The sequence below is a fragment of the Paenibacillus mendelii genome, from assembly GCF_024498075.1.
Taxonomy (GTDB): Bacteria; Bacillota; Bacilli; order Paenibacillales; family Paenibacillaceae; genus Paenibacillus_Z; species Paenibacillus_Z mendelii.
Map to the genome: position 1 here is coordinate 128,746 of NZ_JANHOF010000014.1, position 22,601 is coordinate 151,346.

At 53.1% G+C, this 22,601-nt stretch carries 22 protein-coding genes; 10 read left to right on the forward strand and 12 right to left on the reverse strand.

All coding sequences use genetic code 11. The annotated features are described in order from the left end of the window. Nucleotides 1-8: 8 nt before the first annotated feature. From thiL to NNL21_RS28635, 5 genes are all read right to left on the reverse strand, one after another. The gene (gene thiL, locus NNL21_RS28615; RefSeq protein ID WP_204821504.1) at nt 9-1,091 is read right to left on the reverse strand and encodes a thiamine-phosphate kinase; all 1,083 of its coding nucleotides are present in this window, start codon (nt 1,089-1,091) and stop codon (nt 9-11) included. 463 nt (nt 1,092-1,554) lie between these two features. Next, nucleotides 1,555-2,427 (reverse strand): YitT family protein, encoded by an 873-nt coding sequence (locus NNL21_RS28620; RefSeq protein WP_204821503.1) that lies wholly within the window; start codon nt 2,425-2,427, stop codon nt 1,555-1,557. A gap of 209 nt (nt 2,428-2,636) precedes the next feature. Next, a complete protein-coding gene (locus tag NNL21_RS28625; protein ID WP_204821502.1) occupies nt 2,637-4,073 on the reverse strand; it encodes a magnesium transporter CorA family protein in 1,437 nt (478 codons plus the stop codon). Nucleotides 4,074-4,204: 131 nt separating this feature from the next. Continuing rightward, on the reverse strand, nt 4,205-4,360 hold the full coding sequence (locus NNL21_RS28630; RefSeq protein ID WP_204821501.1) for a hypothetical protein: 156 nt from the start codon (nt 4,358-4,360) through the stop codon (nt 4,205-4,207). Between the two features lie 211 nt (nt 4,361-4,571). Continuing rightward, nucleotides 4,572-4,766 (reverse strand): hypothetical protein, encoded by a 195-nt coding sequence (locus NNL21_RS28635; protein ID WP_204821500.1) that lies wholly within the window; start codon nt 4,764-4,766, stop codon nt 4,572-4,574. Between the two features lie 307 nt (nt 4,767-5,073). Here NNL21_RS28635 and ku point away from each other — a divergent pair, with 307 nt between their 5' ends. Genes ku through ligD form a run of 3 tightly spaced genes read left to right on the forward strand, consistent with a single transcriptional unit; the run spans nt 5,074 to nt 7,995 of the window. Then, nucleotides 5,074-6,024 carry a non-homologous end joining protein Ku gene (gene ku / locus NNL21_RS28640; RefSeq protein WP_204821499.1) on the forward strand — a complete coding sequence of 317 codons (951 nt, stop codon included), beginning with the start codon at nt 5,074-5,076 and terminating at the stop codon, nt 6,022-6,024. 1 nt (nt 6,025) lies between these two features. Beyond that, nucleotides 6,026-7,099, forward strand: coding sequence for an ATP-dependent DNA ligase (locus tag NNL21_RS28645; protein ID WP_256555551.1), 1,074 nt, complete (start codon nt 6,026-6,028; stop codon nt 7,097-7,099). Further along, complete coding sequence (gene ligD, locus NNL21_RS28650; RefSeq protein ID WP_204821498.1) at nt 7,096-7,995, forward strand: non-homologous end-joining DNA ligase; 900 nt, start codon at nt 7,096-7,098, stop codon at nt 7,993-7,995. The genes NNL21_RS28645 and ligD overlap by 4 nt, the downstream gene beginning before the upstream one ends. Before the next feature lie 98 nt (nt 7,996-8,093). Here ligD and NNL21_RS28655 read toward each other — a convergent pair whose 3' ends face one another. Then, complete coding sequence (locus NNL21_RS28655) at nt 8,094-8,624, reverse strand: general stress protein (protein ID WP_204821497.1); 531 nt, start codon at nt 8,622-8,624, stop codon at nt 8,094-8,096. A gap of 344 nt (nt 8,625-8,968) precedes the next feature. Here NNL21_RS28655 and NNL21_RS28660 point away from each other — a divergent pair, with 344 nt between their 5' ends. From NNL21_RS28660 to NNL21_RS28675, 4 genes are all read left to right on the forward strand, one after another. Beyond that, on the forward strand, nt 8,969-9,295 hold the full coding sequence (locus NNL21_RS28660; RefSeq protein WP_204821616.1) for an STAS domain-containing protein: 327 nt from the start codon (nt 8,969-8,971) through the stop codon (nt 9,293-9,295). A 30-nt stretch (nt 9,296-9,325) separates the two neighbouring features. After that, nucleotides 9,326-9,805 (forward strand): anti-sigma B factor RsbW, encoded by a 480-nt coding sequence (rsbW, locus tag NNL21_RS28665; protein WP_204821496.1) that lies wholly within the window; start codon nt 9,326-9,328, stop codon nt 9,803-9,805. Then, nucleotides 9,802-10,587 carry a sigma-70 family RNA polymerase sigma factor gene (locus tag NNL21_RS28670; protein WP_204821495.1) on the forward strand — a complete coding sequence of 262 codons (786 nt, stop codon included), beginning with the start codon at nt 9,802-9,804 and terminating at the stop codon, nt 10,585-10,587. Before rsbW ends, NNL21_RS28670 begins: the two co-directional genes overlap by 4 nt. A 166-nt stretch (nt 10,588-10,753) precedes the next feature. Continuing rightward, nucleotides 10,754-11,959 (forward strand): magnesium transporter CorA family protein, encoded by a 1,206-nt coding sequence (locus NNL21_RS28675; protein WP_204821494.1) that lies wholly within the window; start codon nt 10,754-10,756, stop codon nt 11,957-11,959. 248 nt (nt 11,960-12,207) lie between these two features. Here NNL21_RS28675 and NNL21_RS28680 read toward each other — a convergent pair whose 3' ends face one another. Next, the gene (locus NNL21_RS28680; RefSeq protein WP_204821615.1) at nt 12,208-13,371 is read right to left on the reverse strand and encodes a PP2C family protein-serine/threonine phosphatase; all 1,164 of its coding nucleotides are present in this window, start codon (nt 13,369-13,371) and stop codon (nt 12,208-12,210) included. Nucleotides 13,372-13,459: 88 nt separating this feature from the next. Beyond that, a complete protein-coding gene (locus NNL21_RS28685) occupies nt 13,460-14,035 on the reverse strand; it encodes a DUF948 domain-containing protein (RefSeq protein WP_204821493.1) in 576 nt (191 codons plus the stop codon). 207 nt (nt 14,036-14,242) lie between these two features. On the opposite strand from NNL21_RS28685, the gene NNL21_RS28690 reads away from it, so the two are divergent. Continuing rightward, nucleotides 14,243-14,410, forward strand: coding sequence for a DUF1328 domain-containing protein (locus NNL21_RS28690; protein ID WP_204821492.1), 168 nt, complete (start codon nt 14,243-14,245; stop codon nt 14,408-14,410). Between the two features lie 236 nt (nt 14,411-14,646). Further along, nucleotides 14,647-15,426 (forward strand): lipase family protein, encoded by a 780-nt coding sequence (locus NNL21_RS28695; protein WP_256555553.1) that lies wholly within the window; start codon nt 14,647-14,649, stop codon nt 15,424-15,426. A gap of 28 nt (nt 15,427-15,454) precedes the next feature. Here NNL21_RS28695 and NNL21_RS28700 read toward each other — a convergent pair whose 3' ends face one another. Continuing rightward, complete coding sequence (locus NNL21_RS28700) at nt 15,455-15,799, reverse strand: MmcQ/YjbR family DNA-binding protein (RefSeq protein WP_204821491.1); 345 nt, start codon at nt 15,797-15,799, stop codon at nt 15,455-15,457. Nucleotides 15,800-15,821: 22 nt separating this feature from the next. After that, nucleotides 15,822-16,340, reverse strand: a complete 519-nt coding sequence (locus NNL21_RS36640) for an MmcQ/YjbR family DNA-binding protein (protein ID WP_256555554.1) — start codon at nt 16,338-16,340, stop codon at nt 15,822-15,824. A 192-nt stretch (nt 16,341-16,532) separates the two neighbouring features. On the opposite strand from NNL21_RS36640, the gene NNL21_RS28710 reads away from it, so the two are divergent. Then, nucleotides 16,533-16,856 carry a helix-turn-helix domain-containing protein gene (locus tag NNL21_RS28710; RefSeq protein ID WP_204821490.1) on the forward strand — a complete coding sequence of 108 codons (324 nt, stop codon included), beginning with the start codon at nt 16,533-16,535 and terminating at the stop codon, nt 16,854-16,856. Between the two features lie 2 nt (nt 16,857-16,858). Here NNL21_RS28710 and NNL21_RS28715 read toward each other — a convergent pair whose 3' ends face one another. Continuing rightward, nucleotides 16,859-18,118: a GIY-YIG nuclease family protein gene (locus tag NNL21_RS28715; protein ID WP_204821489.1), complete on the reverse strand. Its 1,260-nt coding sequence runs from the start codon at nt 18,116-18,118 to the stop codon at nt 16,859-16,861. A gap of 169 nt (nt 18,119-18,287) precedes the next feature. After that, nucleotides 18,288-22,490 carry a SwmB domain-containing protein gene (locus NNL21_RS28720; protein WP_204821488.1) on the reverse strand — a complete coding sequence of 1,401 codons (4,203 nt, stop codon included), beginning with the start codon at nt 22,488-22,490 and terminating at the stop codon, nt 18,288-18,290. Nucleotides 22,491-22,601 lie beyond the last annotated feature (111 nt).

Consider the following 22,601-nt stretch of genomic DNA (forward strand, 5'->3'; position numbering starts at 1 on the left):
ACTCCACCCTATGCAAAATGATTGTAGCCCCGCGGCCGGATCGGCTCCCGGCGCTCGGCATACCGGCCGGTTCCGCCACCTAGCCTGCTATCTATCCGGATTAACTCCACCCCAGGAGCGCCCGCTTCCACGGTACCGATAAGATACATCGGCATTCCTGCAGCGGTCATCGCCGATTTGGCCACGGCTGCGTCTTCCGCGTTCATCGTGCCCAGAAGCACATAATCCTCACCGCCGTACAACAGCCAATCAAGCGGATCGAGCCCGCATCGATGGGCATAGGCAGCGAGGCTGCCGCTGATGGGTAGTTGAGTTTCCCGTAAGGCCAGCTTCGCCTCCGAGGCGTTCGCGATTTCCCAAGCCTCGCTCGCGAGGCCGTCGCTGACGTCGTTCAGTGACGTGACCGTGCCGCGCGCGGCAAGCAGCTGCGCGGCGCGCACCGATGGCGCCGGGCGGCGGTGCGCCTGCACGAGCGCCGCCGTCCCGCCGGCTTGTGCCGCGGTGAGCGGCACCGCTTCTTCGCCGCCATGTACCGCGGCGAGCAGCCAATGCAGACCGGCCGCGGACAAGCCCAGCGGCCCGGTCACAAACACAACGTCGCCGGGCTTCGCGCCCGCCCGGCTAATCGCCTTGCCGGCGGCGACGGTGCCCACCACCGTCACGGACACCACAAGCTGCGCCGGCGATGAGGTTGTGTCGCCGCCAACCACCGCGACGCCGTAATGCTCGGCGCACGCGTACAGACCATCATAGAGCCGGCGCATACGTGCCGGCTCCCAAGCCCGCGGCACGCTCACAGACACGAGCGCATGCCGGGGCACGCCGCCCATCGCCGCGATATCGCTCACGTTCGCAGCGAGGGCCTTCCAGCCGACGTCGGCTTCGCCCATCGTCGCCGTGTTGAAATGGACGGTCTCCACCATCGTGTCGACCGCCAGCACCCACTGCAGCGCGCCGCCCTCGCCCGGCCCCGGCGGCGCTTCTACAACGGCAGCGTCATCGCCGATCCCGATGACGACGCCCTGCTCCCGCAGCCGCTCGGCGGCCTGCCTTCCATCCGTCCAATGCCGGATGCTAGCAAATTCGTCCATTCTTTTGCCTCCTAAAAGTTTTACTCCACTAACCACTAGGTTGGAGTAAAACTAGCTTCGAAAGCCTATAACGTGTTTTACTCGTAAGAGCAGTACACGAATGCATGCAGATTCCGTCGAATCGAGCTCAATGAACTTATTATATCGATCAGCCTTCAAAGCCGCAACAAACCGAAGCTCGGTTACCGGAGACCATCATGCGGTCATTCACATGAACGGGGGCGCCTCAATGCCGGTCACTTTGTGTCATACATCTACCTGCTTTCTCTTTCCCGCTTGCTCTTATACTTGCAATTTACTTCAATTTTCTCTTGCTCTGGTACATCTTTTATTTATCTCCACCGCACGCACTCACGGCAGCATGAACCATTGTCATCTTCGTTTCCCAGGCCTTCTGCTCATGTACAAAAGGCGGGCAAGGGCTGCTCTTGCGCAGTCCTGCCCGCCTGTATAATCGGTTGAATCAATGGATATCTCGCTTCTTGAAGCGTCCGCCTTTTACATCGTGTATGTTGCCGACGGCTAGGAAGGCTGCCGGATCGAGCTCCTGAACGATCGACTTCAGCTTCGCTTCTTCCAGACGCGTGATGACACAGAAGATGACGCGCTTCGTTCCACCGGTAAAGCCGCCTTCCCCATGCAGGTAAGTCACGCCGCGACCAAGCCGGCTCATAATGGCATCGCCGACTTCTCTCGCATCCTCGCTGATGATCCACACGGCTTTGGACTCGTCGAAGCCTTCGATCGTCACGTCGATCATTTTGAAGGCAATGTAATAAGCGATCAGGGAGTACATCGCGCTGTCCCACGAGAAGACGAAGCCCGCGCTTCCGAGAATGAACAGGTTCATGAACATAACCACTTCGCCGACGGAGAACGGCATTTTCTTACTGAACAGAATCGCTACAATTTCCGTTCCATCCAGCGAACCGCCGAACCGGATGACCAGTCCGACGCCAATACCAAGAAGTACGCCTCCGACGACCGGGGCAAGAAAAGTGCTATATGTAAGCGGATCCACAGGATGCAGCAGTGTTGTTCCAATTGACATCACCGTAACCCCGTATAGGGTGGATATGGCGAAGGTTTTACCGATTTGCTTATACCCGATAATTAAGAATGGCACGTTAAGCAGGAATAGAAAGATACCAAGAGGCAGACCGGTCAAATGCGAGACGATGATGGAAATACCAACGATCCCGCCATCAATGATTTTGTTCGGAACGAGAAAAATTTCCAGCGCGACAGATACGAGTACCGCACCCAGCGTTATAAAAATGATGCGGCGGAGCAGCTCTAGCTTCGTCAACTTATGATGATGTTGTTGTTTACCCATACGTTCCCCCCTGATTTATCGCTAATAATTTCATTATATCGGTTTTTCCGTCATTTTTAAAGTAAAATACCATGTTGTCTATGATTATCCCTCATCTAACTTACTATTTCACATCTTTTCATGATTACATTTTAGCAGTGTAATACGATAAAGAAACTATAAAAAAAATAGCTAAGAACCAAATGTCCGGCTCTCAGCTTCTTAATTCCTTATTCGTCCTTCCTCGCGATACGGGCTTTACGCCAATTTTTAAAGACCAGTAAGCTTAACCCGAAGCCGACAACCAACCCGCTAAGTACGACAAAGAGGGCGAGATATTCGAATACCGAGTAATCCAGCATGCTTGACCAGCCCACATCACCCTTCAAGTCTTCGATCACCTGATTCATGCCATAGATGCCGCCGACAACGCTGTACAGCGTCAAAATCATCAGAAGGTCGTTCTGGCCTTTGGACTGAAAGCTGTCCTGGTATTTGAATAAATCCTCGAGCGTTTTCTTCACATCGTCATACAGGGCAGGTATGCCAAGAACCTGGCGCAGCTGGATGAAGATCTCTTTACCCTGTGACTGGGAGGCCAGCTCCGGGAAGTAATATTTGGATGAAAATTTCGTAATGAGCCGGATTAATCGCCTCAAAGCCACTACGTCCCGCTCCACATCTACGGCAGAGTAGCGGTTAGCCAGCTTTAGCAATGCGATTTTTTGGAAGAGGCTCAACAGAAGGCCATAATAATATTCGCCATACATTTGATTGGCGAACATGATCCCCTTCGACTCGCCCGCCCGCGTCAAACAACAGAAGGTGTTCTCATTCGATACATAATACGTGTCCGGGCCCCACCGCTTGTAGGCATGGTCCTGCACATATTGCTCGATATACTCCATATTGTTCGCACTCACGCTCGGCTTGCCCTCGACGTCTACTCCATCCATCTGCAAGCCCCGGTACAGCTCGACGTTCGATATATCGTCTTCCTCGTGGAATTGATAGAAGGCCTGCACATACATCCTCTCATCCACAAAGAAAGGAAGCGTCTCGAAATAAGCGCCCTCTGTCCCCGATTTGTCCAAGTAAGGAAGAAGGCCTCCGGCGATTACTTTGAACACGAAATCCTCCACTTCCTCATAAACCTTCCCATCTGCTTCCACGCTTGTAATATCATCTTTGAGGGAGACGTCTTCCAGTACGCGAAACCGTGCAGCAAACTCCAGAGCAGTGCTGTAATCGATCTCCGGCTCCGTAAGCTCGGTACGGATCGTAATGAACCCGAGATCGAACGGACAGAGCACCACATCGGCGGACAGAATGCGAAACGGGATATGATGCTGTGCGGTTTTCAAGATGCAGCTCTGGTCCAGCTTGCGGGAGAAACGGCGGAATGCATCACGGCTATCTGTTCGCGGGAACAATACACAGCCTGTATGCGGCAAATAATAGCGCTCCATCCGCTGATGGGATACAGAGCAGCTTTCGCCATAATAAGCATTCTGCTGACTCACGTCATCTAAGTGGAACGGGATGTAGCCGTCATCGATTAGAATCGGAATCAAGGCCTCGTCGCATTGCTGCTTGAGTGAGAACGGAAATATAAATTGGCATAACGCACTGGTCAAATTTCTAGGAATCGCACTAGGTCGGCTCATCCACGCAAGCACCTCTTATCTTTGTTGAGCAATTATTTCGTCATAAAAAAACCCGCCAGATTCTCATCAGCGGGCATTTCTGTTAGCCGTGCAGCAATCCAGCCGCCTATTAAGCTGTCGCTCTGGGAATTTTAAAACTTCGGAAAGACATACTGAACCAAGAAGTAGAGGGCTCCAAAAAAGATAATAATGTATGCTGCATACTTGATAAACGTAGCTGCGACTAAGCTGGAGTCCGATTTTTTCTCCACATGGCGCTCTTCGATATCGACGTTGCGGTCTACCATTGTAATCATCTCCTTTGGGTTGCAATACCTGCGGAGCAATTGCATCCGGTCAGGTTTGCGGAATATTCATCTCTTAGGGAATTCATACCCGGTCTACCCCATCGCCAAACAAAAGAGCTTGCTGCGTAAGCAAGTAAAGAGACCGCCCCGGCTAATCAAGCCAGCGGGGGCAGCTTCAGGCGTTGCATCGGATCCATGTTAAGGAAGGGCATTAATTCAGGTTTTCTCGATCTTCCTTCTCCATCGTATCGGTTGTCGATTCTGAGATCATGCCGTTATGCAGCGTTACTTGACCGCCGCCCAGACCTTCGTTAATCATTCGGTCGATATCCATGAAACAGTCATCTCGGCCTTCACTTTTAGGATCTTCTGTCGAACCTGTAGGGGAATTGCCCGCTTCGGTCATGAATGTCTCTCCTCCTGCTGTGAAAAAATGATGTTTCGTAACGAAAATATGCCCGACTTGGTTGAGTTTCATGCATTCGGGGAACCCTTGTAACATAACCTGTTATTGATACGCCTTTTCGTGTTTACGCTATGTATCGTTAAGGCAGCGACCTATGGGAAAGTATGCTTTCGGTGCAAGTTTTCCTGCGTTGTGGTTCAGGGGGTAACGCTCCGTAAAACTTTAAGCTTATGCTTCCGATGCAAGTTTTCCTGCGTTGTGGTTCAGGGGGTAGCGCTCCGTAAAACTTTTAAGGAGGAATATTACCATGCATACCGTTTGGAAAGGGGCTATTAGCTTCGGGCTTGTACATGTCCCCGTTAAGATGTTTTCGGCTACGGAGGATAAAGATATCTCAATGCGGCTCATTCACCGCGAATGCGGGAGCCCGGTCTCATATATCCGCAAATGCCAGACATGTGAGACAGAGGTCGATTGGGATGCCATCATTAAAGGCTATGAGTATGAAAAGGGCCATTTCGTGCTGTTTGAGAAGGATGAGCTCGAGCAGCTGACCGACGATGCCACGAAGACCATCCGGATTCTGGATTTCGTCGATCTGAATGAAATCGATCCCATTTACTTTCAGAAAACCTACTATCTCTCGCCCGATCAGGCGGGCGGCAATGCCTATAACTTACTGCTGGAGGCCATGCGGCAATCCGGCCGAATCGGAATCGCTAAGATATCGATCCGCTCCAAGAGCTCGCTGGCTGCGATTCGTGTTATCGACGAATGTCTTGCAATGGAGACGATTTTCTACCCCGATGAGATCCGGTCTGTCGAGCAGGTGCCCGGCCTGCCGGACACCGTCACGGTCAACGATAAAGAGCTGACCATGGCCCGGATGCTCATTGAACAGCTTTCCACGCCATTCGAGCCAGATAAATATACAGATGACTACCGCGGGCGGCTCCTTGATCTCATTCAGCATAAAATTGCCGGTGAAGAGGTACGCGTTGCCCCTGAGCAGCAGCGGACGAATGTGCTTGACCTGATGGCAGCTCTCCAAGCAAGCCTAGAGGCGGTTCGCGTTTCGCCTGAATCCCCAGGCAGCCTGGATACAGGTGCAGCCGGTGGTCAACCGGCTGGTTCGGCCGCTCAGGATCCGGGAAGCGACGCCTCCACTGCCGGCGCTGCCGATGCGGACGGAACAGCGCCGAAGACCCCTCGATCTCGCAAAGCGAAGAGCGGAGGCAAGAAGGAGTCGGTCTCGTAACATGAAACCAAGCATGTCTCGTGAAGAACAACAATCTGCTTCGAATAACATCGGCGGCGAGGGCGAAGCTCTCGCCTTTGTCGATTGGAACGGGCGCAACCCGCCCTCAGCCCCTCATTCGGATATGCCTCTGCCTGCGGCGCCTATGGCTCCCATATCCGAGAAGAGCCTGCCCAAGGGCGAGGACTGGGGTTTTCAGCTCAAGTGGGATGGCGTCCGCATTCTCGCGCGGATCGGACAGGACGGGAAGGTCGAGCTCTATTCCCGTAATTTGCTGCTGAAGAATGCTATTTATCCGGAAATTACTGAGCATCTTCAAGCAAGGGCCGCCGGGCTTGGGCCTTGTCTGCTTGACGGCGAAGTCGTATGGTGGAACGGCGTCCGCCCAAACTTCCAGCAGGTGCTCAAACGTGAACGCTCCCGGGGGGCCGCTTCACAAGCTCCTGACATAGCAGCCGGCACCTCTGGAGCGCCTCCCGTGAACGGTGGACTCGTCTATGTCTTATTCGATCTGCTCATGGACGGAGGCACGGATCTCCGTTCGCTCTCCTATATCGAGCGTCACCGTAAACTGACTGCCAAATTTCCGATAAAGGATCCCCGACTTTTCGTGACGGAGCTGTTCCATGACGGAGAAGCATTGTGGCGATGGGTGGAGGCGAATCAATGGGAGGGCGTTGTCAGCAAACGGTTGTCCAGCCCCTATAGGGAGGGCAAGAAGCATCAGGATTGGTATAAGAAGAAGACAGCCCTTCTGCTCGATGTGGACATTGTCGGGTTGAAATGGCGAAACCATGTCATTGCGAGCCTGATCATGGCCTACGAGGGAGCTTATCTGGGATCCGTGTCGCTGGGGCTAACCGATGCGCTGCGCGGTGTATTGGCTTCGACCTTCCAGCCCTCCACCGCTGACGCCTGCCCTTTTCCGGCTGTACCGACTGATCTGAAGAAGGAGAAGGTGCAGTGGCTGCCGCTCTCTTTTCGCTGCAGGGTAACCGGCCTGGAACTGACCTCCGCAGGGCAATTGCGTCATCCGAAGCTTGTCACGTTTCTGCCGAAGGAGGATCTGCCATGAGCCGGTCCGTTAAGGGTACTATCGTTGTCGAAGGCCAAGAGCTAGTGATCAGCAACCCGGATAAGCTTCTCTGGCCCGAAATGGGCATCACGAAGGCTATCTTCTTGCAAAAGCTGACAGCGCTGTCCCCTTGGCTGTTGAAGCATTGCCAGGACCGGTATTTAACCACGATCCGGTTCCCGGACGGCGTGCATGGAAAATCGTTCTATCAGAAAAACTGTCCGCAGCCGGCTCCGGACTTTATCCGAATCTCGGAGCATGAGAGCATTCGTTATGTGAAACCGGATTCGCTGCCCACTCTATTGTGGCTGGGCAATCTCGCATCCTTGGAGTTTCATGCCTCCTTCGACCGGATCAGCGATCCCGCCCATCCAAGCGAATGGGTGCTTGACCTGGACCCTTCGCTCGAGGAAGAGCCCCGTATCATGGAAGCGGCGTCGCTGGTAGGTGAACTGCTGCAATCGCTTGGCATTCAATCTGTACCCAAAACGTCCGGTGCCACAGGCGTACAGGTAATCATCCCGCTCATTCCCGACCTGACATTCGATGAATTGCGGCGAATCGGCGAGTTCGTGGGCAAATACCTCTCCGACAAGCATCCGAGCCTATTTACAATCGAGAGACTGAAGAAAAATCGCGGGGATCTGATCTATATCGACTATCTCCAGCATTATCAAGGAAAAACGATCGTAGCTCCCTATTCCCCAAGAGCCCGGGTCGGCGCCACAGTCTCGACGCCTCTATTCTGGGAGGAGGTAAGGCGGAATGCAGCCATCACCGATTATAACCTGCTCAATATTACCGACCGGCTTCTTCGCGAAGGAGACCTGCTGGATCGGGTCGCCGCCCAATCGCTGCGGTCGATCCTCTCGTTCATCGGCGCCAAGGGGCATTGAATAAAACATGCGTGCCGGACTGCTGCACGTACGAAGAGGGCAGCCGTTTAAGTGCCGGCTGCCCTCTTTATGAGTGTGTGCGTTGCGAATCCAATGTCCTACTCCAATATACGTTCCGCTCCGGTGCGGCGGAACACAGCCTCAGCCGTACCGGCAAGACCCAGATCCTGTCCGCCGTCCGAGCGTTCATTGCCATCGCCCGTATGGGCGGTCACCACAAGCCATCCCTCTGCAATGGCATCCCGGCACTGCTTCGCGGCATCGTCGTCAAGTCCCAGGGTACGCAGCGATTCCTCGATTGCACTGTCATCTCCCCACACGCCGCCTACAATCGCGCCAGCGCCATTCCCTCCGAAGGCCGTTCCTCCATAACCCGCTACCGGACTGCCCCCGCTCATAACGCCAGCTGGCACGACCGCAATATCTCCTTCTTCTATATAATCGCGTGTATCTGTCAACTCGTTTAATTCATCCGCATGCACATCCGTCTCCGCCTCAACGCGCCGTGAATGCTCCCGATCCTTGGCGAACACCTGCAGCTCATGCTTCGTGAACCCTTCCTTCTCGAGCTCCTGGACCGCATTGATCACCTGCTGCTCCTGCCTGAATATCCCCAGCTTGTAAGCCATCTTCGATCGCCTCCTGTTTCATAGTCGAACCACCTAGAGCGCTTGCTGTGTCTGCCTAAGCCAACCTTCCGCGCCCCGTTCCGGCACCGGGCCTGGCCTCGCGATCCATTCGTTATCCGGATAGCGCCAGCCATTCCATCTCCCGATTTGCAAGAGACGCGAAAGTGTTATGTACGGTTGGTATACCCTGTTAATGGAAATTTAAATCGGGTACAATATATACCAAATTCAATGGAGCAATTCCCTTGTTTCAATCCGAAATACCCGGGGTAAATAACGTTATCAGTCAACAATCAGCCATTTTTATAGACATTGCAATTACTTTGGAAACAGGAGAGGACGTCATGAAGCAAACCGATAAATTATTTTTACGCACTGAAAATAAAGAAGGAAAATGCACCGTATATGTAGGTGGCGAGCTCGATTTGGAATCAGCCGCACAGATGCGGGCCGCAATGACTCCGCTTGTAGAATTATCCGACCGCGAGCTGATTATCAACCTCCGCGATCTAAGGTATGTGGACAGCACCGGTATCGGTATCCTTGTTTCCGTTCTGAAGGCAAGGCATGCAAACAATGCACCCTTTGCCGTTGAAGCCATTCCGCCGAATATTCGCAAGCTGTTCGATATGACGGGCATTACTAACTATTTGCTGAAACAGCAAGCTTGATTTTCACGAAGAAAGGAACGAGACTAAGCCATGAAGGAAAATGAAGAGGTCGTATTGCTGCAGGTTCCAGCATCCGCAGAATATATCGATTTGGTTCGGCTCACGCTCTATGGACTGGCCGTCAAAATCGGTTTTTCATACGAAGAGATAGAAGATATGAAGGTTGCCGTCTCCGAAGCCTGCAATAATGCGGTCCTATACGCTTACGGTGATCTGCCTCACGGTTCGACTACATCCGCCCTGGATGTCGTGCCGCGAATCGAAGTTCGTTTTGTCAAACAAGCCGACGCTCTTTCGATTATCGTCAAGGATGACGGCCGCAGCTTCGACGCGGCTGCTGCAGCCCGCAAAGCTGAACCGCTTCACGGCAAATCGGTTGAAGAGCTGCAAGCGGGAGGCCTTGGCCTTTACCTGATGCAGGCGCTTATGGATCAAGTTCAAGTCAACAGTGACATGGGGACTGAAGTGGTCTTAACCAAACGTCTGGTCCGAAGTGGTGAAATGGCATGAATGTACAACCGGCCAAGCAGTCCCCGGCATCGAATGCGGAACTCATCCTGATCTATCAGAATGATCCTAACAACGATACGGCCACGCTGCTAATCGAGCAATATGAGCCGATGGTCCGAATGGCGGCCGGTAAAATTTCGCGTAATCGCCCCGATTTGTATGAAGATTTAATGCAAGTAGGACAGATTGCGCTCATCCGCCTATTCCGGCAATTCGATATGAATCTTGGCGTCCAGTTTGAACCGTATGCCATGAAGAGTATCATCGGTCATATGAAAAATTATTTGCGTGATAAATCGTGGTACGTTCAGGTTCCGCGCCGCATTAAAGAAAAAGGCATCGCCGTCCAGCAGGCGGTTGACGATTTGACGGTCAAGCTGGAGCGCTCTCCCCGCGTCGAAGAAATCGCCTCCTATATGGAGCTCTCCGTCGAAGAAACGACTGAAATTTTGGCTGGGCGGGAGCTGTATCATTATGTTTCACTCGATACCCCGATCTCCGAGGAAGAGAATACGACGACCCTAGGCGATCTGATCGGCTCGCAGGCCGATGACTTTGAAACGGTAGATAAGAAGCTGGATCTTCAAGCAGCTATGTCGCAGCTGAAGCCGCAAGAACAGCAGGTCCTTCTTCTTGTGTACCAAGAAGGCTTGCCCCAGCGGACAATCGCCGATAATTTGGGTGTATCGCAGATGAGCATCTCCCGTATTCAAAGACGCGCCATCGAGAAGCTGAAGCAGCTGCTAAGCGAGAGTCACGAGGGAGAAGAGGATGGTTATTGACCATACGCCTTCTCCTGATTCTATTAGACGAGCACGCCCAGTTCGGATCTATCCGGGCATGGCGTGCTTTTCCTATGCCGCTTAGGTTGTGAAAGAACCGTGTTCGCGTTATGATGGTTACATTGAACAACCCCCAAGTGCAAGTCAGATCAGGAGGACCGACGATATGATGCATCGGATGCTGCGGTTTCCTTCCCAATGGGAGTGGCACGTACTCCATAACCAACGCCCGGAACCGATAAGTTTAAGCCGCCGCCGAAAGCCAGCTGCTGTTCCACAGCCTTCCGCCGCACATTCGAATGCCGGCATTCGAATGAACGAAATCGTAACGCCTCTCCGGAATTCCAACTACGAATCAACCAGCAGCGAGAACTACGATGTTCTAACAGATACGACCGACGTAAGTGACGCCTTCAAGAGGGACCATCCTGAGCTGGTCCAATGGCTCCAAGAGTCCGAAGGCTGCAATCATAATCATATTACAGTATCGGAGCTTACCGGCGGAGAGCCGGTCATGCGCGGGACTCTGCTCTTCCAGGTATCGGATGATCAGCAGGATATCACACCTCTGCACTTCTGGATGACCCGCAAGAAGCTCGTCTCGCTTCAAAGCGATCTTCGTCTATCGATCCGTCTCCAAGCAGAACCCTGGAAGGATAAACTAGACCGCTGTCAATCGGCGCCCGAAGCATTCTTCGTCATGATCAGCTGTATACTGGACACGTTTCATTCCGGGTTAGACGGCTTTGAGAGGCGTCTTGGCGAACTTGAGGAAACGATGCGCTATCGCAACCGGACCGGACTGATGAACACGATCTTCGAGCGGCGCTACGATCTGCTGCATTGGAATCATCTCTTTATTCCGATACGGGAAATTCAAGGAGCCGCCAAGGAAGCTTTCCTCGAAACCCTTATCGATCAAGAAGATTTCAAACGGATGGAATATAAACTGAACCGGATCGAGTCGCTCCTGATGCATTATGCGATGGAGATCGATACGCTGCTTACGATGGACGACGCGATCTCTACCTTCCGGGGCAACGACATCATGAAGACGCTCACGATATTCACCGCTCTATTCACGCCAGCTACGGTCGTAGGGGCATTATGGGGCATGAACTTCAATTTGCTCCCGTGGACCGCGGAGCCACTCGGGTTCACAGCGATGTGTCTCGTTGTTATCATAACCACGCTCATCATCTATTGGTGGCTGTGGCGTAAAGGCTGGACAGGCGATCTGCTCAAGGGGAAGCAAGCACACTCCTTGCCTCCGTCTTCGAAGAAGAAGCAGCGTCGTGGAGGCCGCAGCGGTCCCGATAATAGAAATTCTTCTCCATCTTCACGCAAAAAGGGAAATGCACCTTTTGGATGATATCGAAGCGCAGTGCTTCATCCAAGATTGCATTTCCCTTTTTCATTGCTTGAAAGTAACCGGAGCGATGGCACGCGAGAAGGATGCAGCTAGCGGAGCAGGAAGAATAATTCTGGAGAAGCGTTAGCGGTCGCCTTTGTTCCCGGATATTAACCTATAGATACAATTCAAAGAAATCCGGGAACAACAGCGATCGGAAGAACATTCTGCCTGCGCAGCGGCCTGTACCAAAGCTTGCGTTCCTTCAACTATCGGATGTCAATCATGACAAGGCAACGATCATCCTGGCGGTTCGAATTATCCTCCTGAAACAGCGCAGCCTCCAGCTGCTCCTGCGGCAGGCTGCTGCCAAACGGCTGCAGCGATTCTTGCAGGAGCTTCATCTGATCATCGTCCTCGGTACCGACCAGATCCAGAATGCCATCTGTGATCAGCACGATCCGATCGCCGGGACGTATGCTCAGCGTATGCTTCTCTACGGTAATCTCATCGAACAGGCCAATCGCTACGCCACCCCGCTCGAATGCCTCCACAACGCCTTCATCTCCGCGAATAAGCATGCCGGGCGGGTGCCCTGCATTGACGTAATCAATCGTGCCTTTCTCCAAATCGATGACCATATACAACCCTGTAAAGTAATACTGGATAAGCTGATCGGCAAACTGCAGCTGCTGGGCCCGGCGATTCAATTCGCGGATGACACGCTTCGGATCCACCATCTTGGTCATCGCTTCCTTCAAGACGGATGCGATAAACATGCAGACCAACGATGAAGATATGCCATGTCCCATTGCGTCAATGACCGCAACGCCATAGCGATGATCGTCAATGCGATGCCAGGCGTACAAATCGCCCGACAGCTCCTCCGACGGCCGGAATACCGCACTAATACGAATGCCGTCTTCCTCGATAGACTGCGGCAGAACGGCGCTCTGCACCTCACGGGCAAGCTGCAGCTCCTCCCGTACACGACGGTCCCGTTCCTTATGCCAATCCTTCTGCTCCTTCAGCCGCAGCGCAACACGAATGCGCGCAAGCAGCTCGATTCGATTGATCGGCTTCGTGACATAGTCGATTGCGCCTGCATCGAGCGCTTCAGCCAGTTTCTTCGAATCGCCAATGGCCGTTACCATGATGATCGGGATGTCCCGCAATCGCGATGATTGCGAAATGGCCCGGCATGCGGAAATTCCGTCAACCCCTGGCATCATCATATCCATAAGGATAAGATCGACATCGTAATCTGGAGCAGGAGACCCTTCGGGCTCTGTACCTTGACTCGTCAACCCGAGCTGTCCGAACAGCTCGACTCCAGACGATGCGGCAACAATATCGGTATAGCCGGCACGTTTCAATATTTCCTGCACGACGGTAACATTCATGGGATTATCATCCACGACAGCAATACGCATCTTCCATCTCCTAGCCATACGTTCTTCTTTTGTCCTATTCATTGCATGAACTCTTCTCCTAATATTACCTTGTCGTGCCCGCCTTCCGCTAGCGCTGTTTCGCGATAACGCGTGCCACTCTTACGCCAGTCTCCATCCAATCGAGCCAAGACGGGGAGAAGCTCGCTTTCACGGCGGGTTCCGCTTCTACGGTAATGTGATGCGGCCCATTCAAGCCATCATGCCCCGCACCCATATTGATTTCCGGCACATCGTCGGCTGCATAAGAATCCATTCTTGCTGCAGCCGATTGTTCTTGCGCTGCCTTCGCTTGCTGCTTCGCGGCAGCCGCTTCTGCGCGGCGTTTTAGCCGATCGGTCCAAATCGACGAGAAGTCATGTGCGACACTAGCAACCTCATGCAGCACCTCGCCTGTCTCTCTTACGGTCTCTACGAGCGGATCAATGGCTGTAAGTTTCCCTTCCGCCTGATCCGCAATACGCTTGGCGCTGTTCACGATTTCGCCGACATCACCTTTAACCGTCTGCACAACCTGCTGTACCTCTGTCATTGTAGTTGTTGCCGCGTCAAGCGAGGTTTGCACCTTCTTGAGCGTCTGGATCAGGAAGACGACTAATACAGCTACGGACAATCCAATAATAAGCATCGCTATTTCAAATAACATCGGCAGCCCTCCGTTTCGTTTCTTCATTACCGTGTAGGTTCTGTATTCGTTACCCGCCACAAGGAGCTTTGAATCGTTGTTTCAAGGCCCCCATGGAACGGTTAAAGTCCGAACAAGCAGGGACGGAGCCACACACAAACGGAAGAAATGATTGACCTCTGCCGCTTGCGAATCGTTCCATCCATAATCGAAAGGATCGTGATTGCTATGTTACGTTGGGCAGCTATTTTCTTCATTATTGCTATTATTGCAGCTGTATTCGGATTCGGCGGCATTGTCGGTGCGGCCGCAGGCATCGCCAAGGTTCTGTTCTTCGTGTTCTTGATCTTGTTCGTTGTCTCTCTTATTACAGGACGCCGAAACTCATCCTTATAACGGGTGATTCGGTCATAAGAATGTGTGAATGAGCAAACGGCAGCTCTCCGGTCCTTCGGAGTGCTGCCGTTTCTTTATGCGCGGTGGATCATGTATGGATGAACGTATTCCGCTATGAAGGACCAGCCTGCAGATGAACAATAGACGAAATGGCCAATCTCAAGTAATACGCCTAAAGCACAGCGGCCTATTCCCGCATACAATGGGAGCAGACCGCTCTTTAGGAGGCGACTCTTATGGATCAAAATACGATGGACATTCGAACGGCTATTTTCCTCGCAGCTGTCTGCGGGCAAACGTATACGCAATACGACACCGCTGAGCAATGGTTTCTCGTACCGCAAACCTACCGTACCGTCGGCTCTTTCGCCGCGATGGCCTACGACGGATCCGAAGCGCCCTTCGGCTTCGTGCTGGAGTCTGACCGGGCAGCTATTCTGGCATTCCGGGGAACGGGCTCGGCCGTCGACTGGGTATCCGATTTGATTGCGCATCAAACGCCCTTCAAGCCGGTACGCAACGGTGGCCTGGCACATCGCGGCTTTACCGATATATACTTATCCGCACGTGATCGAATCTTCAGCTTGCTCGATACGCTGCCCGGCGACAAGCCTCTGTTCGTAACAGGCCACAGTCTGGGGGGCGCTCTTGCAACCTTAGCGGCTTACGATATTGCATCCAACCGCTCGCATAACCAGCTAATCGTTTATACGTATGCATCACCGCGGGTCGGGGATCCGAAATTCGTGCGCAATTATAATGCCATTGTGCCGATCCATGTCCGCATTCAGAATGATTATGATATTGTGCCTCATCTGCCTCCGCTCGTGTATCAGTCGCCCCAGACGGATAAGACGTACTACTACTTGCATGTCAAAGGTGACGTGCAGCGCAGCTTCCGAATGGGCTCCGTCGGTGGAAATCACGTGCTCAGCAGCTATTTTGCCGATCTGGCCCGGGATAGTCCCACCTTCACCGCGACGGTTTGTAACATGCCACCAGGGTGGTGCCCGTAATCCAGATCCTGCATGCCTGCTCTAACGATCAGGAACCCTGTTCGATCCGATTGCGTTCCGCCCTGGAGAGGCTGCTGCGCACAAGCTCGTAAGAATGATCGATCATATCCGTAATCTCATCCACCGGCAACGCCCCATCAACATGCACGGTGTTCCAATGTTTCTTGTTCAGATGATAGCCTGGCGTGATCGCTGCATGCTGCTCACGCAGATTCTCAGCTATGACCGGGTCGCATTTCAAGGAAATACGATCCCCCGATAGAAGCGCGAACATTTTACCTCCGACCTTCATTACGATTGGTTCCGGCCCGAATGGATACGTCTGCTCCGCTCCCGGCTTGTTCAAGCAATAGTCCAATAACGTCTGCATCACAATATGACCCCTCTCTATATAATCACTCGTACAACCGGTCCCGTTGGTCCTTCGGCCACTCGTTGCAAGCAAGCTCGTAGGCATGGTCGATCATGCGCCTCAGCTCCGCTTCAGGGATGGAGCCGTCGCAGCGAACCGTGTTCCAATGCTTGGAATCGAGATGGTAACCGGGAGTAACCGATTCATAACGCTGCCTTAACTGCTGGGCCCAGTCCGGATCGCACTTCAGAAGCAGACTGTTACAGCCGATGAAGGCAAATATTTTGCCGCCCACATGAACGGTTAACGGCTCGTTTCCGAACCGGTAATCTTTATGAACGCCCTCTTTGCTTAGACAGTAGGCTGCCATCGATATGGAAGCCCTATCTTCGAGATCCGGCAGCAAATCTTCAGCCTCTTCAAGCCGAAGCTGCGCTTCTTCAAGCCAATGCCGAACGTTGCGAACCCTAGCGCGCCATCTCAAGTGCAAGGCGATCAGCGCAATTATAGCAAGCGGACCCGCAATGAGTATCACTTGCGGATCGATGGTTGTTGCAATCACAATTGCCTCCCCTTCTTCAATAAGATTGTAAAGTTCATGTTTCATGAATTTATTGTAACGTTTGCACCCCCATTTTTCAACACATAATAACATGTATCATGAACTCGATGGCTCGGCGGCACCTTCGATTCCTGAAGCCGTGTACAATCAAGAAGAAGCTAGAACCATTACTTGACCAGAAGAGATGATAGCATGATCGGTAAACAGCTGCGCCAGCTGCGCAAAAGCCATGAGATGACCCAAGAGCAGCTTGCTGACTTTTTGAAGATGGCCAAGTCGACCATTTCGCAGTATGAGAATGATATTAACGAACCGGACTTGAATACCCTCGTCCGCATAGCCGATCTCTTCGGCGTGAGCCTGGATGAACTAATCGGCCGAAGCGATCCATACAAGCCGGCTCGCGACCGCCCCGGCCAAGAACTTCTGCGGGAGCGTCTGACCGATGAGGAATCGCAATACTTACGAGACAGTCTGCAGATCTACCGAAAGTGGATCGGGAAGAAGCCGGATTAGACCTATGATGATTGCCCGGCTTCTTTGGCGTGGCGCTCCCGTTCCAGCCTCAGCTCGTAGTTCGCTTTACACAGCTTCAGCAATTCGTATTTGAGCCCTCGCCTCGGCAGCGAGATCTTCAACGGCGGCTTTCGCAGCTGGCGAAGTGCTGTCATAACCCTCTTAAGATCACCGATTTCATTCACGATGATTTCGTCCGGTCTGCTGTGACCGTAACGATCGATCAAGAACCGGTCGCATGCCGCACCGCCCTCCGTCCGTTCAAAGTCCAATAGCTCGACATGGCGAAGCATCCCCTGATGAAAGCTCCCTACTAGCACGTTAGATTCCCCAAAGTACACCACGTCTTGGTTCACATTGGATTCCCGGTCCACGATCTGCTTATCCGGCGTCCGTTCCAGTATACGGATATGCCGAAGCATGCTCCCCGCCTTCTCGAATTCCATCATCTGCGAATAATTCTCCATCTGGGCATACATCGCTGCGATCAGCTTGTCCCCCCGATGGTCCAGCAGGGCGGCCGCTTGGCGCGCCGTCTCCCGATATTCCTCCTCGGAGATCAATCCCTCGCATATGCCGCTGCATCGTTTCAAATGATAGAGCAAGCAGACTTTCTTAGGCATTGTTGTACAAGTCCGCAGCTTGTAGTGATCCGTAATAAAAGCGAGCAGCGCGTCGCGAAACCTGGCACTGGCAAACGGACCGAATCGCTTCTCCCGGGAATTCGCAGCAGCGGAACCGGAGGCCGTGCGCGGCCGGTCTGACGCAGCAGCTGTTTGCGCCGCGGATTGCGTCAACTCGGCTGCTGCTGCAAATTTCACGCTGTCCTCCGCAGCAACGTCCCCCTCCTTCGCTTCATGCGGAATCAGGAAGCCTGAAGCGGCGGCTTGCCCGATCCCTTTCCGGTCGCGGTAGTACACATCCAGACGGGGGAATGGCTCATCCGTCATTTTTAAATAAGCGTAGCCGCTGTTATCTTTCTTCAAGGCCCGGTTATAGGGCGGCTTATGCATTTTGATCAAATTATTCTCCAGCAGCAGACTCTCGTGTTCATTGTTCACCACGATGACTTCGATGGCAGCCACTTCCTCAACGAGACGCGCAATCCGTTTATGCGTTACACGCCCGTTAAAATAAGAACGGAGGCGGGTTCGCAATGCTTTGGATTTGCCTACATAGAGAATGCGGCCCGCCTCGTTCTTCATCAAGTAGCAGCCGGGTTTATTCGGGAATTCCGAGGGCTTAAAGGAGTATGCCGGCATTTACGGTTCTCCTCCTGGCATGAAATATAATCCATTGCTTCGTGCAAACATACATTCTATTTTCTAGTTTACCAATATGGGGTTCTGCGGGCAAGGCTCGTCATTAGGTCTGCCTTCGGGCGCCCTGATCCGTCATGCGTTCGGAATGCAGAGCGCGCCAGTGCTAGACTTACCCGTTCATAAGTCCCGCATACCGCAGCAGACGTCCAAGAATAACCGCCGCCTGAGCCCGCGAGGCATTCGCCTCCGGCATGAAGGCCGTCTGCGAGCTGCCGGACATGATTCCGGCTTTAACATCCGCGATTATCGCATTGCGTTCTTCCGGAGAGACCGCCCGCAGGTCGGTAAACTTATCGATTATTGACCGGTCGATGTTGGTGATCGGGATCTTCTGTCCGGCTGCCTGCACCGCCCGATAAGCCATGACCGCCATCTGCGCCCGGGTGATGGGCCGATTCGGCTTGAACCGATCCGCTGGATCGATGATCCCGCTCTCGTATGCGATCAGAACGGAGGTATGGAACCAGCTCTTCGCAGATACGTCAAGATAAGGCAGCTCCTTGGCGGATCCGGAGTCGGTCAATCCGAGTGCACGCGTAAGCATCGTCACGAACTCTGCTTTCGTAATCGGTTTATTCGGCTCGAATGCCGTTGCCGAAACGCCGCTTACAATAAGCTTGGACGCAAGCTTCTGCACATCGGCTGCGGCCCAGTGCGACGCCATATCGGTAAATACCCTGTTGGTCTTTACGGCCATGTAAGTGCCATTCGTCATATGCATAATGGAAGCTGACGTCTGATTGCCCTCTGTCTGCAGTAAAGCCGGAACATAGGCCAGCCGCTTCGACGACGGATCGTACCAGACGACCGTGGTGTCTTTCACGGTAACCTGCTTTCCAATATAGAGCTGACGGTGAATGTATTGATTGAAGGATTGAAGAGGGAACGTCCTCCCCGAAGCTTCAACCATAGCTTTATAGGAAACCGGGGCACCGAGAACCTCCAGCCCGCCGGACTGCGCCGCGGTGGTCATCTCCTGTGCAAGTGCGGCTCCAGCTTGACGGATCACAATACCTACGTAGATGTCAGCAGACGGAACCTTCAATTGATCGGCCAATGCTGCTGCATCCACAACATCTGCAGGGAATGTATACGCACCTAGCGGCGTTGCGACCATGAATTGGACAGCACCCGCGATCTCTGCAGCAGATTGGAAAGAAACCGCCGGTATACGCACTTTATATGCCGCGGATCCATTCCCGCTAACTGCAGCGGCCGAGAAGCCCACCGTCAGCTTCTCCTTCCCGTTTCCTTCCTGCAGCGCGTTCGCTATTCGGCTGTTGTCCAAGGTGTACACGACAAGGGACTCCCCTTGCGGTGTGGTCTCCGTTGTTTGTAGAGCATCGCCGGCAGCAAGCATAATGTCAGGCGCATCCCAAACATCCAAGTTTCGTTCTGCCTGCCCGTTCGCAGCATTCGTTCCGGATTCAGAAGAAGAATCTTGAGCCATGGCTACGGAGCGGCTTGAGAAAGCAGCTGCTGTATAGCCTTCCTCGTCCTGCAGCTTATCCGTGCCCGGCGTGTAAGACACCCTTACGTTAGGTGAAGAACCTAGACTCTTGTCAAGCGTTAGCTCGACCGTATAGCCATCCACATTCACCTCGGTTACGTTACGGGTGCTTCCGTTAGCCGTCACCGCGAAGTCCCCCGTTTCCGGCACTACAGACTCATCCAGCGTCTTGGAGAACGTAAGGGTGATGATCCGGTCATGGCCTTGCGCACTGGTTACCGTAATCGGTGTAACCGACCATTTGACCGTATAGTTGCTTACTGCGGCAGCTTGGTTGCCAGCCTTATCCTTAATCGAATTGGTGTAGCCTGGTGAATACGATAAAGTCACACTCTGCCCGTTCTTAATGGAGCTTTGGAGGGTTAGTGTGACGGTCGTGCCGCTTATCGTCACTCTACTCACCGGAATTGTTGTCTCTCCGGACTTCACCGTAAACTGAGAGGCATAAGGAATGGATCCACTATTCAATGTTTCGTTATACGTTAATATAATCGTCGGATTGCTGCTGCTGACCGATCCGGCACTAGCTGAGGTCATGATGGGCGCCATAATGTCCGATCCGTTTCTGACCTGTTGGCTGTACAGGCTTGCAGCCAAATTGCCGCTCATATCCTGCAGCCCCTTGCCATCGTAAGGCGGTGAGTAACTGATGGATATGGATTCACTATCGCCTAACGGGTTATTGACGATCAGCATGACCATGGTCCCGCTGACGGAAACGTTCGTCACTGAACGGTACCCGCTGCCGTAGATTGAGAAGCTGCTGGCGGGAGGAACATAGGCTGAGTCGAGCGCTTTGCTGTACACCAGCGTAATGACCGTTCCTGTCATTGAAACTGATACCAGCGTCGGAACGGTTGCATCCGATTGATTCGTCACGGCCTGCAAGGATAATGCCGCGGCCTTGTTGCCGCTTAGGTCTTGAATCGGGTTAACGGCAGCAGGCGTATAACTAACCTTGACTACATCGTAAAGCGTGACAGCTGACGCCAGCGACAACGTAACAACCGTACCGCTTTGCGATACGCTCGAGACGGTGCGCGGATAGCCTCCGACCGTGACAACGAACTGCGAAGCCGTTGGCAGCGTATTGGAGCGCAGCGCTTCGCTGTAGGTTAGCTTTACGATCGTCTTGTTTACAATTGCCGAAGTAAGAACAGGAGGTGTCTGGTCAGTTTTACTGCCGACGAGCCAGTTCAGGACGGAAGCAGCTGAATTGCCGCTTATATCTTTGATCGGCTTCGTACTCGGCTGAGTATAGGATAACGTGATGGAGCTGTTCCAATTGCCGCTTAATGTTAACCGCACCTCATTCGCAGCAACTGCCACATTGGAAACCGCGATCGAGCTGCTCCCTCCTGATACACGAAAGCTGCCTGCCGATGGAACCGAAGCCGTATTGAGCGGCTCATCATACGTTAGAATCAACGTCTTGCCTTCCAACAGCACACTGATCAGATGGGGAGCCGTCAGGTCATTCCCGCTGTACACAGGCTGCAGCACCAATCCTGAGGCCAGATTGCCGCTGCTGTCTTGAATCCCGTTTATTGCAGGTACGGTATAAGAGATTTCGATGGAACTGCTGCCGATCGGGGGACCGCTTTCCAGTTGGACGGAGACCGTCTGACCGGCTATTGTGACCGCCGACACCGCTTTGGACTGCCCTTCTACAAACACAGAGAAGCTGTTTACGCCTGGAACGGATGAAGCCAGAAGAGGTTCGTTGTAAACGAGCTGTACATAAGCTCCGTTCATACGCGCCTCCGTTAACTGAGGCGGGCCGCTATCCGTCCGGTTCATCACGTTTATACCCGTGATCGCCGCAATCGGGACGCCGGTTACACCAAGCAGTGCATTAACAGCCGGTGCCGTATAACCAAGCTTAACCGATTGGTTGTTCGAAACCGGACTGTATAGCGACAAGGTTAGCACGGGACCGTTAAGCGCCACGCTTGATAGCGCAATGGGAGACGAATCAGCCGTGACGGTAAAGCTCCCGGCAGGCGGAACAGATGCGGTGTTCAAATTTTGATTAAAGGTTACCTGAAGCTGCGTTCCGTTCACGCTTGCGGATACGACCTCAGGCGCAGCGGCTTGTACGGGGTTCGAAACCAGCGATTCATAAATATTAGCAGCATCATTCCCGGCAAGATCACGAATGGGCGGCGTGCCATGCAAATAAGTCAGCTGCACGGTTTGACCTGCGCCTATCTGCTCGGCTACAGTCAGCCTTAGTCCTGCTCCGTTAATGGAAGTGGATACGATGGCTCTCGCAATCCCGTTCACCTTCAAGACGAAGCTCTCGGGGGATGGAACGGAGGCTGCGTCCAGCAGCTCGTTATATTGCAGCGTGACATTCATGCCATCGGATACGGCGTTCATTAATAAGGGCGGGGTGTTATCGGGTCGTAAAATCGTATAATCGACTAAGCTTGAGGCCGTATTCCCGGACGTATCGCGAATGGAAGGCTGGCCCGGCAGATAGGTAAGCACGACCGGCTGCGCTGGCAGCGGTGGCGTTAGCAGCGTAATGAATACGCTGCTGCCTGATAGCTGGATTCCCGTGATCGGAACAGCCTCTTGATTCACCTTCACATACATCGTATTCACATCGGGAACACTGCTTACATCTAATGGTTCGTCATACGTCAGCCGAATGACAGCCCCTGTAATCTCTGAGCTTTGAAGTGAGGGCTTCTGGTCATCGAGCGCATAAACCGTGCTCTGAAGGATCAAGCTTAGCGCGAACAGCATGATTGTCGCCCGTATTGAAAACGCTGTCAATATACGTCGCAGCGGCAAGGTACAAGCCTCCTTTTTAGTGGTGTTTTTCATCAAACCAGTTGGAGAAGCAGTGCGGCATCCGGATTTCAGCCATTCCCTCCTTGCGGATCAATTGTCAATGATTACCTT

Bases quoted from the DNA above. Each gene is read 5' to 3' on its own strand.
- NNL21_RS28690 (WP_204821492.1), top strand. From the start codon at position 14,243: ATGTTACGTTGGGCAGCTATTTTCTTCATTATTGCTATTATTGCAGCT.
- NNL21_RS28695 (WP_256555553.1), top strand. From the start codon at position 14,647: ATGGATCAAAATACGATGGACATTCGAACGGCTATTTTCCTCGCAGCT.
- ligD (WP_204821498.1), top strand. From the start codon at position 7,096: ATGAGCCGGTCCGTTAAGGGTACTATCGTTGTCGAAGGCCAAGAGCTA.
- NNL21_RS28620 (WP_204821503.1), bottom strand. From the start codon at position 2,427: ATGGGTAAACAACAACATCATCATAAGTTGACGAAGCTAGAGCTGCTC.
- NNL21_RS28680 (WP_204821615.1), bottom strand. From the start codon at position 13,371: ATGCGTATTGCTGTCGTGGATGATAATCCCATGAATGTTACCGTCGTG.
- NNL21_RS28660 (WP_204821616.1), top strand. From the start codon at position 8,969: ATGAAGCAAACCGATAAATTATTTTTACGCACTGAAAATAAAGAAGGA.
- NNL21_RS28685 (WP_204821493.1), bottom strand. From the start codon at position 14,035: ATGTTATTTGAAATAGCGATGCTTATTATTGGATTGTCCGTAGCTGTA.
- NNL21_RS28675 (WP_204821494.1), top strand. From the start codon at position 10,754: ATGATGCATCGGATGCTGCGGTTTCCTTCCCAATGGGAGTGGCACGTA.
- NNL21_RS28670 (WP_204821495.1), top strand. From the start codon at position 9,802: ATGAATGTACAACCGGCCAAGCAGTCCCCGGCATCGAATGCGGAACTC.
- NNL21_RS28645 (WP_256555551.1), top strand. From the start codon at position 6,026: ATGAAACCAAGCATGTCTCGTGAAGAACAACAATCTGCTTCGAATAAC.
- NNL21_RS28710 (WP_204821490.1), top strand. From the start codon at position 16,533: ATGATCGGTAAACAGCTGCGCCAGCTGCGCAAAAGCCATGAGATGACC.
- thiL (WP_204821504.1), bottom strand. From the start codon at position 1,091: ATGGACGAATTTGCTAGCATCCGGCATTGGACGGATGGAAGGCAGGCC.
- NNL21_RS28625 (WP_204821502.1), bottom strand. From the start codon at position 4,073: ATGAGCCGACCTAGTGCGATTCCTAGAAATTTGACCAGTGCGTTATGC.
- NNL21_RS28655 (WP_204821497.1), bottom strand. From the start codon at position 8,624: ATGGCTTACAAGCTGGGGATATTCAGGCAGGAGCAGCAGGTGATCAAT.
- rsbW (WP_204821496.1), top strand. From the start codon at position 9,326: ATGAAGGAAAATGAAGAGGTCGTATTGCTGCAGGTTCCAGCATCCGCA.
- NNL21_RS28715 (WP_204821489.1), bottom strand. From the start codon at position 18,118: ATGCCGGCATACTCCTTTAAGCCCTCGGAATTCCCGAATAAACCCGGC.
- NNL21_RS28635 (WP_204821500.1), bottom strand. From the start codon at position 4,766: ATGACCGAAGCGGGCAATTCCCCTACAGGTTCGACAGAAGATCCTAAA.
- ku (WP_204821499.1), top strand. From the start codon at position 5,074: ATGCATACCGTTTGGAAAGGGGCTATTAGCTTCGGGCTTGTACATGTC.
- NNL21_RS28630 (WP_204821501.1), bottom strand. From the start codon at position 4,360: ATGGTAGACCGCAACGTCGATATCGAAGAGCGCCATGTGGAGAAAAAA.